14 protein-coding genes are annotated in these 13000 nt (G+C 52.3%); 1 reads left to right on the forward strand and 13 read right to left on the reverse strand.

The window, feature by feature from the left end; translation table 11 throughout:
- Window positions 1–98 precede the first annotated feature (98 nt).
- From lipA to IMQ48_RS08350, 10 genes are all read right to left on the reverse strand, one after another.
- Window positions 99–1064 carry a lipoyl synthase gene (gene lipA, locus IMQ48_RS08305; protein WP_049269752.1) on the reverse strand — a complete coding sequence of 322 codons (966 nt, stop codon included), beginning with the start codon at window positions 1062–1064 and terminating at the stop codon, window positions 99–101.
- A gap of 206 nt (window positions 1065–1270) precedes the next feature.
- A complete protein-coding gene (lipB, locus tag IMQ48_RS08310) occupies window positions 1271–1912 on the reverse strand; it encodes a lipoyl(octanoyl) transferase LipB (protein WP_196208652.1) in 642 nt (213 codons plus the stop codon).
- 116 nt (window positions 1913–2028) lie between these two features.
- A complete protein-coding gene (ybeD, locus tag IMQ48_RS08315; RefSeq protein WP_003022706.1) occupies window positions 2029–2292 on the reverse strand; it encodes a DUF493 family protein YbeD in 264 nt (87 codons plus the stop codon).
- 106 nt (window positions 2293–2398) lie between these two features.
- Entirely contained in the window at window positions 2399–3610 is a 1212-nt protein-coding gene (dacA, locus tag IMQ48_RS08320; protein WP_045441033.1) for a D-alanyl-D-alanine carboxypeptidase DacA, read from the reverse strand.
- Between the two features lie 142 nt (window positions 3611–3752).
- Window positions 3753–4847, reverse strand: a complete 1095-nt coding sequence (gene rlpA, locus IMQ48_RS08325; protein ID WP_196208653.1) for an endolytic peptidoglycan transglycosylase RlpA — start codon at window positions 4845–4847, stop codon at window positions 3753–3755.
- Window positions 4848–4857: 10 nt separating this feature from the next.
- Window positions 4858–5970: a peptidoglycan glycosyltransferase MrdB gene (gene mrdB / locus IMQ48_RS08330; protein ID WP_196208654.1), complete on the reverse strand. Its 1113-nt coding sequence runs from the start codon at window positions 5968–5970 to the stop codon at window positions 4858–4860.
- A gap of 2 nt (window positions 5971–5972) precedes the next feature.
- On the reverse strand, window positions 5973–7874 hold the full coding sequence (gene mrdA, locus IMQ48_RS08335) for a peptidoglycan DD-transpeptidase MrdA (protein ID WP_196208655.1): 1902 nt from the start codon (window positions 7872–7874) through the stop codon (window positions 5973–5975).
- 30 nt (window positions 7875–7904) lie between these two features.
- Window positions 7905–8372, reverse strand: coding sequence for a 23S rRNA (pseudouridine(1915)-N(3))-methyltransferase RlmH (gene rlmH, locus IMQ48_RS08340; RefSeq protein ID WP_003022725.1), 468 nt, complete (start codon window positions 8370–8372; stop codon window positions 7905–7907).
- Window positions 8373–8375: 3 nt separating this feature from the next.
- Window positions 8376–8693, reverse strand: a complete 318-nt coding sequence (rsfS, locus tag IMQ48_RS08345) for a ribosome silencing factor (protein ID WP_096757898.1) — start codon at window positions 8691–8693, stop codon at window positions 8376–8378.
- 254 nt (window positions 8694–8947) lie between these two features.
- Complete coding sequence (locus tag IMQ48_RS08350; RefSeq protein ID WP_196208656.1) at window positions 8948–9559, reverse strand: adenosylcobalamin/alpha-ribazole phosphatase; 612 nt, start codon at window positions 9557–9559, stop codon at window positions 8948–8950.
- 96 nt (window positions 9560–9655) lie between these two features.
- Between IMQ48_RS08350 and cobD the strand changes: the two genes are divergently transcribed.
- On the forward strand, window positions 9656–10750 hold the full coding sequence (gene cobD, locus IMQ48_RS08355) for a threonine-phosphate decarboxylase CobD (RefSeq protein WP_196208657.1): 1095 nt from the start codon (window positions 9656–9658) through the stop codon (window positions 10748–10750).
- Here cobD and nadD read toward each other — a convergent pair.
- The 3 genes from nadD to lptE are packed head-to-tail and all read right to left on the reverse strand — an operon-like array spanning window position 10725 to window position 12992.
- The gene (gene nadD / locus IMQ48_RS08360) at window positions 10725–11366 is read right to left on the reverse strand and encodes a nicotinate-nucleotide adenylyltransferase (protein ID WP_196208658.1); all 642 of its coding nucleotides are present in this window, start codon (window positions 11364–11366) and stop codon (window positions 10725–10727) included. The two genes, cobD and nadD, sit on opposite strands and share 26 nt — an antisense overlap.
- Window position 11367: 1 nt before the next feature.
- A complete protein-coding gene (holA, locus tag IMQ48_RS08365; RefSeq protein WP_196208659.1) occupies window positions 11368–12399 on the reverse strand; it encodes a DNA polymerase III subunit delta in 1032 nt (343 codons plus the stop codon).
- Complete coding sequence (gene lptE, locus IMQ48_RS08370) at window positions 12399–12992, reverse strand: LPS assembly lipoprotein LptE (protein WP_196208660.1); 594 nt, start codon at window positions 12990–12992, stop codon at window positions 12399–12401. The genes holA and lptE overlap by 1 nt, the downstream gene beginning before the upstream one ends.
- Between the last annotated feature and the right edge of the window lie 8 nt (window positions 12993–13000).

A 13000-nucleotide genomic window follows, 5' to 3' on the forward strand; every position in this document is an offset into this window, starting at 1 on the left:
TGTCAGGAGCATGATGCTCATACTGCATACTCTGCATGAAAAAAAACCGGCGATTTGCCGGTTTTTTTATTGCTGAAATGTAAGTGAGTATTACGCGATCACTTCACTTCCAGCCCTTTTGCCTGCATGTCTGCATGGTATGAAGAACGCACAAACGGACCGCAAGCCGCATGGGTAAAGCCCATAGCCATGGCTTCCGCTTTCATCTCATCGAACTCGTCCGGGCTAACATAGCGCTGAACAGGCAAATGGTGACGGCTCGGCTGCAAATACTGTCCCAGCGTCAGCATGGTGACGCCATGGCGACGCAGGTCGCGCATGACTTCAATGATTTCAGCGTTGGTTTCGCCCAGTCCCACCATCAGACCCGATTTGGTTGGGATCTCCGGATGGGCTTCTTTGAAACGTTCCAGCAGCTTCAGCGACCAGTTGTAATCAGCACCTGGACGTACATTGCGGTATATACGCGGTACGTTTTCGAGGTTGTGGTTGAATACGTCCGGCGGCGTAGCGGTGAGGATATCCAGTGCGCGATCCATACGACCACGGAAATCAGGCACCAGCGTTTCGATTTTAATCGACGGGCTTTTTTCACGGATAGCTGTGATGCAGTCCGCAAAGTGCTGAGCACCGCCATCGCGCAGATCGTCGCGATCGACGGAGGTGATGACGACATAGCGCAACGCCATGTCCGCAATGGTCTGAGCCAGTTTTAATGGTTCATTGGCATCCGGGGCAACCGGACGTCCATGGGCCACGTCACAGAATGGGCAACGGCGGGTACAGATCGCGCCGAGGATCATAAAGGTTGCGGTACCGTGATTGAAACATTCAGCCAGGTTAGGGCAGGAAGCTTCTTCGCAGACAGAGTGCAGGCCATTTTTGCGCATTGCTGCTTTGATGCCCTGGATGCGAGTGGAGTCCGCTGGCAGTTTTATTTTCATCCATTCCGGTTTACGCAGCAGGGCTTCGCGCTCTGTTGCTACATTTTTTACCGGGATAAGAGCCATCTTATCGGCATCGCGGTATTTAACACCGCGTTCCATCACAATGGGTTTACTCATAGCTTGCGTGTTCCAGTTGCGAATAACGAAGGAAAGCGTTTCAATTCAAGGGAATGTTGTATTTATCAACTATTTTTGAATTATTGATACGCAGTATATCATTGAAACGGGCCAGAAAGCAGCCTGACAGGCTGGCAAAATGTAAAATAGTTGTTGTTTTGTGCCATTTACCACAACATATGCTGCGGCAACGTCTGCCCTGTTTTTCAGTCTGCGACATACTCATACGGCGGGTTACCGAGTAGCGCTACTATGTTTGCCAGTAAACGGGGACGAACGCTTTCGGTTGTGGCATGACTGTCCCACTGTGTAACTTTCGCCATCTCCATTCCGGCATAACCGCAGGGATTGATGCGCAGGAAAGGCGACAAATCCATATCCACGTTAAGTGCTAAGCCGTGGAATGAACATCCTCTACGAATCCGTAATCCTAACGAACAGATTTTCTTTTCACCGACGTAAACGCCTGGCGCATCGGCCCGTGGGTGAGCATCAATACCCATTTCAGCAAGGGTATTTACCACTGTTTGCTCCAGCAGCGTGACCAGTTCGCGAACGCCCAGTTTACGGCGTTTGAGGTTCAACAGGACATACATCACCTGTTGGCCTGGGCCGTGGTACGTTACCTGACCGCCACGATCGCTCTGAATAACGGGGATATCACCCGGCACCAGAACGTGTTCTGCTTTGCCTGCTTGCCCCTGAGTGAAGACCGGATAATGCTCTACCAGCCAGATTTCATCATGACTGTTTTCATCGCGGGTATCGGTGAATTCGTGCATGGCCTGAGAGACGGGCTCGTAAGGCTGAAGACCGAGCTGGCGGACAAGAATTTTATCCTGATACAAAACGGCATCTCCGTAGATACTCACATCGAGTAGAGAATATAAAGAGGGGAAAGTATATCACAGGGGAAGGAGGGAGAGGTTACCCGAGCAGAATGCAGCGGGTAACCAACAGGCTGTTACAGCACCATACGTACGATATCGATGTTGCCTAATTCTTCGTACAGTGTTTCAACCTGCTCAATATGCGTAGCAGTGATGGTGATAGAGACCGAGTGGTAGTTGCCTTTGCTGCTCGGTTTTACCGTTGGGGAGTAATCACCTGGCGCATGGCGCTGTACCACTTCAACCACCTGATCAACCAGCTCAGGCAACGCCTGCCCCATTACTTTGTAAGTAAATGGAGTAGGGAATTCAAGCAGTTCGTTAAGTTTGGTTTTCATGTCAGCTCCGGCGTTACATCAAAAAATAATAACTCCCACGCTGAGTGGGAGTTATCTGGATACCTAGTATATGGGGACGTAAATCACACTTTCAAGTGTTCGATTTTTAGCCAAACCAGTGATGGAACATTAATTTAATGTAATCAATGATTTTACCAAAGAAGTTGCCTTCAGGGATTTCCTGCAGGACCACCAGCGGGCGCTGTTCAATGGTTTTACCATCCAACTGGAAGTTGATGGTGCCGACAACCTGGTTTTTCTGCAGCGGCGCGTGCAGTTCAGTGGTGTTCAGCACATAGCTCGCTTTCAGGTCTTTCATACGGCCGCGCGGAATGGTCAAGTAGACATCTTTATCAACGCCTAACGATGCACGATCGGTATTACCAAACCAGGCCGGTTCAGAGGCAAACTCTTTACCCACTTTCAGCGGGTTCACGGTTTCGAAGAAACGGAAGCCCCAGGTCAGCAGTTTTTTGCTTTCAGTTTCGCGACCTTTATAGGTACGTCCCCCCATGACGGCGGAGATCAGACGCATTTGACCTTCGGTTGCGGATGCCACCAGGTTATAGCCGGCTTTATCAGTGTGACCGGTTTTAATCCCGTCAACATTCAGGCTGTTATCCCACAGCAGGCCGTTACGGTTTAACTGACGAATGCCGTTGAAGGTGAACTCTTTTTCTTTGTAGATAGAGTATTCGTTAGGCACGTCGCGAATCAGCGCCTGGCCAATCAAGGCCATGTCTCGTGCTGAGCTGTACTGGCCTTCAGCATCCAGACCATGAACGGTCTGGAAGTGGGTGTTTTTCAGACCCAGCGCATTTACATAGCTGTTCATCAGACCGACGAAAGCATCCTGGCTACCGGCTGAGAAGTCAGCCATTGCCACACAGGCGTCATTCCCGGATTGCAGGTTAATACCACGGATCAGTTGCGACACGGGAACCTGCATTCCTGGTTTCAGGAACATCAGCGATGAGCCTTTAAACACCGGATTGCCGGTAGCCCACGCGTCATTGCCAACGGTAACCAGATCGGTCTCTTTAAATTTCCCGGCTTTCATTGCCTGGCCGATGACGTAGCTGGTCATCATTTTTGTCAGGCTGGCGGGGTCGCGGCGGGTGTCCGCATTCTGTTCGGCCAGAACTTTGCCTGAATTGTAATCAATCAGGATATAGGACTCCGCGTCGATCTGCGGAACGCCCGGGATCATGGTTTTAATATTCAGGTCATCGGCATGAGCAGCAGAAAGAGAGGCTGCGCAGAGAGCCGCGGTGAGCGCCATGCGCTGCACGAAACGAGCGGAAAAAGTGGTCTTCATGGTCTGAACTACGACGTCCGTGATGAAAGTAAAAAAAGTGCCCTACTATAGCAAATGCGTAACTTCCAGGCATCCGACTTTCCGCATGACTTTGTTAACGTCATTGACAGAAATTGACAGATCGGATGCCTGATTTACGTTACTACACGCCGGTAATGAAGGACTGTAATTGCGCTTCGGATTGTAGGCGCTGCTGCAACGTGCTGGCTTCCGCTTTGCTGGCGAATGGCCCCATCTGGATACGCCACACGGCACCGTTTTGTACCACGCGGCCCGGCACGCCAAACTGCTGGCTTAGCCGTTTTTGATATTGCTGCGCACGCGCCTGCTCGCTGACGGCACCGACTTGAACGACATAACGCCCATTGGTTGCGGTGACTGGCGTGGCGGCGGTTGCCGGGGCGGATACCGGTGCTGATACGGTTGTAGGCGCCGCGGCTACGGGCTGTGGAGCCGGTGTGGGTTCGCTGCCTTCGAGCACGCCTGCGGCGAGCGTGGTTGGCGCACCGAGGAAACCATTGCTGTTAACCGGCGCGCCGGTAGCGTCATCGCTTTTCAGCGTTGAATTACTGATAGGACGGATGTCGCTTTGCGGCTGACCTGCGTCTGGTGCAGAAGGCATTGTGCCACCGCCGCTTAAATCAGGACGTGAGGGCAGGGCGTAAGTCTGTTTTGCGACTGTGGTACACGCCATACCGGGGCCTGACAATGATCCATCCTGTGCAACGATGATCGGATCAATACGCACTTTGGTATTGTTCGAGGTGTTCAGGCGATCGGCGGCAGCACGTGAAAGCGAGATCACGCGATCGTTACCGTAAGGGCCACGATCGTTAATGCGCACGACGATTATCCTGCCGTTTGCCAGGTTGGTAATCCGGGCGTAGCTCGGAACCGGCAATGTTGGATGCGCAGCAGTGAGCTGCATTGGGTCAAACGCTTCACCTGATGCGGTTAAATTGCTACCAGGCTCTGCATCATAAATAGCGGCCAGTCCGGCCTGGCTAAAGCGAGAGGGATCCTGAACAATTTTATAGCTCTTACCATCACGCTGGTAATCCTGATTAGCCGTCGGGTTCAGGGGTTCAAAACGCGGGTCGGCCCCGCTGATTTCAACAATAGGACCATTACACACCGCCGGCTGCGGCGCGACAGCACCCTGTTGCTGACCATCATCATTCGAACACGCCGCGAGCATTCCTGCTGCGATGCAGATTCCAAGCCACTGCTTACGCATTGCGTACCCCTTACACGCTTTTCGACAACATTTTTCTATGGGTGTGGATCGACATCACAATCCCGAACCCGGCCATCAGCACGATCAGTGCAGAGCCTCCGTAACTGACCAGCGGGAGTGGAACCCCTACGACGGGCAGAATACCGCTCACCATACCAATATTTACGAAGACATAAACGAATAATATCAACATTAAACCGCCAGCCATGACGCGACCAAAAGTGGTTTGCGCTCTGGCGGCAATCCATAGCCCGCGCATAATCAGCAAAATATACAGCGCCAGCAGAATTAAGATCCCCACCAACCCAAGCTCTTCAGCTAACACCGCAAAGATAAAGTCGGTGTGGCGCTCGGGTAAAAACTCAAGCTGTGACTGCGTACCGTGTAGCCACCCTTTGCCGCGAAGACCGCCGGAGCCAATAGCAATTTTAGACTGAATAATGTGATACCCCGCACCCAGGGGATCGGTTTCCGGGTCGAGAAGCATCATCACGCGCTGACGCTGGTAATCATGCATCAGGAAGAACCACAGTATCGGAATAAACGCGGCGACCAGAACCACGGCAACGCCGATTAAGCGCCAGCTTAAGCCCGACAGGAACAGCACGAACAGACCAGACAGGGCAACCAGGATAGAGGTCCCTAGATCGGGCTGTGCGGCGACCAGCAGCGTTGGCATAAAAATCAATACCAGCGCGATAGCGGTATTCTTCAGCGACGGTGGACAGACATCACGGTTGATAAAGCGCGCTACCATTAGCGGGACGGCAATTTTGGCAATTTCAGAGGGCTGAAAACGCACAATGCCTAAATCCAGCCAACGCTGTGCGCCTTTGGAAATGGCGCCAAAGGCATCTACCGCTACCAGCAGGATAATACAGACAATATAGAGATAGGGGGCCCAGCCTTCGTAGACTCTGGGAGGGATCTGCGCCATCACCACCATGATGACCAGACCCATGGCGATCTGGCCGACCTTACGCTCCATCATGCCAATATCCTGGCCGCTGGCGCTCCAGATAACCAGTGAGCTGTAAACCAGCAGTGCCAGTAAAATAAGCAACATCGTGGGATCAATGTGTATTTTATCCCAGAACGTTTTTTTGTTCGGATTATCCGTCACGATTATTGGTCCTCAGCTGCGGTAGCCACTGGGTTTTCCGCAGGCAGATTGGTGTTGTTGTCGCCCAACATAATATGGTCAAGGATCTGGCGCATAATGGTACCTACAGCCGCACCAGCCCCGCCGTTTTCGAGGATTATTGCGACAGAGACCTCGGGTTTATCGTAGGGTGCGAATGCGATCATCAGCTTATGGTCGCGTAAACGTTCGGCAATTTTATGGGCATTATAGGTTTCATTGGCCTTCAGGCCGAAGACCTGAGCGGTACCGGATTTCGCCGCAATTTTATATGGCGCGCCGGCAAAATATTTATGTGCGGTGCCGTTAGGACGGTTTGCAACGCCGTACATACCGTCTTTGGCAATTTCCCAGTATCCAGAATGAATATCACCCACTGGCGGTTCATGCGGCTGAACCCACGGCACTTGTTTACCATTCTCCGTGGTACTCATTAGCAGATGAGGGACTTTTACCATGCCATCGTTGATAAGAATCATCAGCGCTTTGCTCATCTGGATAGGGGTTGCTGTCCAGTAACCCTGTCCAATGCCCACCGGAATTGTATCACCCTGGTACCATGGCTTTTTAAACCGTTTTTGCTTCCATTCACGTGTTGGCATATTTCCGGCGCGTTCTTCTGAAAGATCGATGCCCGTATAATGGCCGTAGCCGAATTTACTCATCCACTCAGAAAGACGGTCTATACCCATATCATAGGCGATTTGGTAGAAAAACGTATCCGCAGACTCCTCCAGAGAGCGGGTGATATTCAGATGACCATGCCCCCATTTTTTCCAGTCACGGTAACGTTTTTCCGAGCCGGGTAACTGCCACCAGCCGGGATCGAACAACCCGGTATTACGGGTAATTACACCTGCGCTTAACGCGGATACCGCCACGTAAGGTTTAACGGTCGATGCTGGCGGGTAAACACCTTGCGTCGCACGGTTAACCAGTGGGGTATTAGGGTCATTGAGTAACCCTGAGTAATCTTTACTGGAGATTCCGTCCACAAACAGGTTGGGATCGTAGCTGGGCATAGAAACCAGCGCCAGTACGCCGCCGGTACGCGGGTCGGTGACCACCACGGCGGCACGGCTGCCCGCCAGCAACGTTTCAATATATTGCTGGAGCTTTAAATCAAGCGTTAGATAGATATCGCTACCGGCCTGGGGAGCCACTTCTTTCAGTTGGCGAATAACGCGACCACGGTTGTTGACTTCAACTTCTTCGTAACCGGTCTGACCATGCAGAACGTCTTCGTAATAACGTTCAATACCTAGCTTGCCAATATCGTGGGTAGCGGCGTAGTTGGCGAGCTTGCCATCTTTGTCCAGGCGTTCAACGTCTTTATCGTTAATTTTCGAGACGTAACCAATGACGTGGGTCAGCGCAGAGCCGTAGGGATAGTAACGGCGCTTATAGCCTTTAACTTCCACACCGGGAAAGCGATATTGATTGACGGCAAAGCGTGCTACCTGCACTTCCGTCAGGTTGGTTTTCACCGGAATGGATGTAAAGCGATGGGAACGTGCACGCTCTTTTTTAAAGGCGGCAATATCGTCGTCATTGAGATCAACCACTTCCCGCAGCGCATCCAGTGTTAGCTGAACGTTATCGACCTTCTCTGGCATCATTTCTATCTGGTAAATGGTGCGATTGAGGGCCAGGGGAATGCCGTTACGGTCATAAATGATGCCGCGACTGGGTGCAATGGGCACCAGTTTGATGCGGTTTTCGTTTGAACGTGTTTGATAATCGGTGAAACGAACGATTTGCAGATTATAAAGGTTGGCGATCAGCACGCCAGTGAGCAGCAAAATCCCCAAAAAAGCGACCAGCGCCCGACGCACAAACAGCGCGGACTCAGCCGTATAGTCGCGAAAAGAATTCTGTAGTTTCATCCGCTGCTTAATCTACTCAAGACTCAATGATCACTCACGGTGATAAGGGTGGTTGGTGGTAATGCTCCATGCCCTGTACAGACTCTCTGCCACCAAAACCCGAACAAGAGGGTGGGGAAGGGTTAATGCAGAGAGTGACCAGCTTTGCTCCGCGGCAGCTTTACAGGCAGGGGATAGGCCTTCCGGTCCGCCAATCAGCAGACTCACGTCACGGCCATCCAGTTTCCAGCGTTCCAGCTCGGTTGCCAGTTGCGGCGTGTCCCAGGGCTTTCCGGGGATATCAAGGGTGACGATGCGATTTTTGCCAGCGGCAGCCAGCATCTGTTCACCCTCTTTATCGAGTATGCGCTTAATGTCCGCATTTTTGCCGCGTTTTCCTGCCGGGATTTCGATTAGCTCAAAAGGCATGTCTTTTGGAAACCGGCGGAGATACTCCGTAAAACCGGTTTGCACCCAGTCAGGCATTTTCGTTCCCACAGCGACAAGTTGCAACTTCACGCATTAACTCCAGAGTTTTTCCAGTTCATACAGGCGGCGGCTTTCTTCCTGTAAAACGTGGACAATCACCTCGCCGAGATCAACGACGATCCAGTCAGCCACGTTCTCACCTTCAACGCCAAGCGGCAGCAGGCCGGCAGCGCGAGACTCCTGAACAACGTGGTCAGCGATAGACATAACATGACGGCTGGACGTGCCGGTGCAGATAATCATGCAGTCAGTGATGCTGGATTTGCCCTGAACGTCTAAGGCGATGATGTCTTGACCTTTCAGGTCATCAATTTTGTCGATTACAAAATCCTGAAGTGCTTTACCCTGCAAGTGTTCCCCCTGGGTGAAAAAGAGTTAAAAACGTCTGTTAGTATACCTGAACCAGAGGCGATATCGGGACAAATGTCTCCGAAAGCGCTTTTGAGGTGCGCTATCATCCCACCCCACGCAACAGAATGCATCGCCATTTTTGTAAAACAATTTTTGCAAAGCTCTGAAGGCGGGAAAAGTCAGGCTGCGGAGAATAGCAGCCTGTCATGGGGTGTCAATGGGCGCGAGCCCCTTCGGCAGAAAAAACAGCGTATTCACTCATCCTCGCGCCATACGGCACGGCTGTTTAATACTTTCAGCACTGCAAAATCATCACAGAAATCAATCGCGCTCCAGCAACCCTGTTCAACGCGGAAATGCCACATTGCTGATGCAGGCATTGACAGAAGTCGGGCGATCAACACGCTGAGTACGCCCTGATGGCTGACCACCAGCAGGTTCTGTGAATCTTTATAATCAGTAAGTTGAGCGATGAAATGTTCAACACGTTGTGAAAACGCCTGAAAACCTTCGCCGTTGGTGGGGGGCGCATTCTGCCAGTCGTTACACCATAAGGCGTAGTTTTCGGCGTCCTCACGCGCCAGATCGCGATGGTGGCGCATTTCCCAGTCGCCAAAGAACATCTCATTAAGTGCGGGCATGATCCGCTGTGGAACGTCGCGTCCTGCCAGAACGAGTTGCGTGGTATGGCGAGCGCGCTCAAGCTCGCTGCAGAGGATGTGGTCGAAAGGAACGTTGCGTAATAGCCCGGCCAGCGTTTCAGCCTGGGTTATTCCCCGCGTGGTGAGCTGCGTGGGTGCATGCCCGCTGTATAACCCGGCAACATTAGCTTCGGTTTCTCCGTGACGTACTAACCAAAGTCTCATTTTTTCCTCGTGAGGCTATTCGCATAAAACATGATGTTTGCCCTGATTGCGTAGAGATTTTTCAATAAAATACCCTTTTTTAACTGGAGCGGCACGATGTCTTTATTGAAGAGCGCGCATGGCGGTAACACCCGGGAAGCCGCCGCATTGTTGGGCATCCCGCCTGAGCAATTGCTGGATTTTAGCGCGAATATTAATCCGCTGGGTATGCCGGCAAGTTTAAAACGCGCACTAATCGACAATTTGGACCGTGCTGAGCGCTACCCGGACGTGGATTACGCCCATCTGCATGCCGCACTGGCGGAGCATCACCACATTCCTGCGTCGTGGATCCTCGCGGGGAACGGCGAGACGGAGTCGATCTTTACATTGGTTAATGGGCTTAAGCCTCGCCATGCGATGATCGTCACCCCGGGGTTTGCGGAATACCGCCGGGCATTGCAATGGGGCGAATGTGCAATACACGAGTATGCGCTACGTGAAGAGGATGGCTGGCAGCTGACCGGGGCGATTCTCGATGCACTTACCCCAGAACTGGATTGCCTGTTCCTTTGTACGCCTAACAATCCAACCGGGTTGTTGCCCGATAATCGTCTGCTGGTTGGTATAGCACAACGCTGTGAACAACTTGGGATCGCGCTGATCCTTGATGAGGCATTTATTGATTTTATTGCCGGGGAACAGGGATTTATCCCGCTGTTGCAAAAAAATCCGCACATCTGGGTACTGCGCTCGCTAACTAAGTTTTATGCGATACCCGGGCTGCGCCTGGGGTATCTGGTTAACAGCAACGAGCAGGCTGTTGCGCACCTGCGCAGCCGACAGATGCCCTGGTCAATTAATGCCTTTGCCGCACTGGCGGGCGAAATGATCCTCCACGATAGCGCCTATCAGCAGGCGACATGGGAGTGGCTGGCGCATGAGGGGAGTCGATTCGATCAACAACTGCAAAATTTGCCGGGGCTGACAGCGTATCCCGGACGGGCAAATTATCGCCTGTTACGTTGCGATCGACCGGGTATCGATTTGCAAAAATCATTGCTGGAACAGCATGTTTTGATCCGCAGTTGCGCTAACTATCCGGGGCTGGATGCGCGCTACTACCGGGTGGCGGTTCGTGGCCTTGAAGAGAACAACCGCTTGCTGGCTGCGTTATGCCACGCGCTTAGCGGTACAACCCCTGCTGATTAATATAGTCCAGGACGGAATCTGGCATTAAGTCGTCACAGGGTTCGCCGTGTTCAAGGCGCTCACGAATGAGGGTGGCGGAAATATTGAACCACGGCGTTTCAGCCAGATAAATTTTCCCGGCAGGAAGTTGGTGTAAATCATCTGGCGAATGAGTCAGATGACGTTCCAGCCACTGCTGGTGCTGCGTCTGAGTCATCTCCAGCGGATACCCAGGTCGTCGGCAGACGATGAGATGGGTATTGTCCAGAATGGTGTCGGAATCGTGCCAGGAAGGGAAGGTGAGCAGCGAGTCCTGACCAATAATAAACGTCAGTGGTGCGAGTGGCCCTTGTTCCTCGCGCCACTCTTTGAGCGTCTGCGCGGTGTAAGAGGCGGTATCGCGTCGCAGTTCGCGTTCATCCAGTACAAACAAAGGCTTATCAGCGATCGCCAGCTCAAGCATATGTTTACGCTGTGCGCTGGAGGCTTCAGGTTGCGCACGATGCGGCGGCACATTATTGGGCATGATAATCACCCGTGAAAGGCCAATCAGATTAGCCAGAATTTCCACGGGTTTTAGATGACCATAATGCACCGGATCAAAGGTGCCGCCGAACAAAGCCTGTAATGATTTCATATCAACCATCAATAAAAACATCTGCCAGCGGTTTATGGCAGAGCAGAAGAGAAAGCCCCTCAAGCTCGGCCCATACTGACTGACCATAATCTTGTTTAAGCGTAATTTCCGTGCGCGTTAACAACTGCACTGCCTGGCGTAATTGCTCAGGCGACAGCCTGTTTAACGCATCACCCATCATGCCGCGGCGGTTTTGCCATACTCGGTGCTTATCAAACAATGCGCGTAATGGCGTATGGGCTGATTGTCGTTTCAGATTGACAAGCAGCAATAATTCACGCTGTATCGTGCGCAGCAGAATAACCGGCTCACTGCCTTCAAGCCGCAGTTGCTGCAGGATATGTAGCGCGCGTTTACTTTTACCCATCAACAGCGCATCGACCCAATGGAAGGGGGTAAAGTGCGCCGCATCGTTAACTGCTTGCTCCACGCGAGGCAGCGTGAGTTTGCCATCAGGCCATAGCAATGATAACCGCTCCAGAGCCTGCGCCAAAGCTAACAGGTTACCTTCATAGCAGTAGCATAATAGCTGATTTGCTGCGTCATCCAGTTGCAGGTTGTTTTGTTTCGCTCTGGCGGCCACCCAGCGTGGAAGTTGTGCTTGCTCTGGCGTCTGGCAGCTTACCTGAACCGCATGACTCGCCAACCCGGTATACCACGTGGCGTTTTCCTGCGCTTTGGTCAACTTATTGCCGCGAACAATCAGCAGCAGATCGTCATGGAGCAGAGTGACCAGTGTGGCGAGCTGTTCGTTAATGGCGGCATTTGGGCCGTTTTCAGGTAGTTGCAGAAGTAATGTCTGACGACTGGCAAACAGGCTCATGGCCTGGCAGAGGGAAAAAATCGCCCCCCAGTCAGTGCTGGTGTCGAGTGTGAATGTATGGTGTTCTTCGAACCCTTGTGCGGCAGCAGCCAGACGGACAGCATCCTGGCTTTCTTGCAACAGGAGGGGATCGTTGCCCAGCAATAAATACGCCGCGCGCAGCCCTTCTTTGAGCTGTGCGCGGAGTTGTTCAGGGTACAACTTGAGCATCAGTTACCCAGCGTGGTGGAAACACGCGCCGGGGAAGACGTTGGCGCTGCTGCTTGATTCTCAACAGGCTGTACGTCATCACTGGATGACTGCGCGTCGGCAATATGTACGCTTGGCAGCTTACGAATCAATTGTTCGGCCGCTTTGTCATACATTTCTTTAACGATCATATCCTGCTCGTTATCCTTCGCCAGTGCAGCCTGCGAGTTGTCAAAGAATGAACGATAAACCTTGGCGCTGATTGGGTAGATGTCATGGCCCGGAATCAAAACGGAAGCATTGACCGTCATCACCATCTGGTATTCAGCTGTTTGACCGTTCTGGAACACAGACGCTGTGTCTTTTGAAATACTTACGCGACCCAGACGCAGGGACGGAACGTCTTTACGTGTTGAACTGCTTTCGAGCAGCTCTATATCATTCAGACGCAGCTGATTACGTACCGCACGGCTTAACGGGCCGTTCGGATCGCCAGAGTCCAGAATCATGGTTTTCATCGTGGGTGGCACCTGTGTAGTGCTACGCAGATGCCATCCGCACCCGGCGGTGACCAGCACCACCAGGGATAACAACAATGTTGTCAGATGTCGCACGCTTCCTC

Source organism: Citrobacter sp. Res13-Sevr-PEB04-36 (assembly GCF_015672735.1).
In the GTDB taxonomy this organism is placed as follows: domain Bacteria; phylum Pseudomonadota; class Gammaproteobacteria; order Enterobacterales; family Enterobacteriaceae; genus Citrobacter.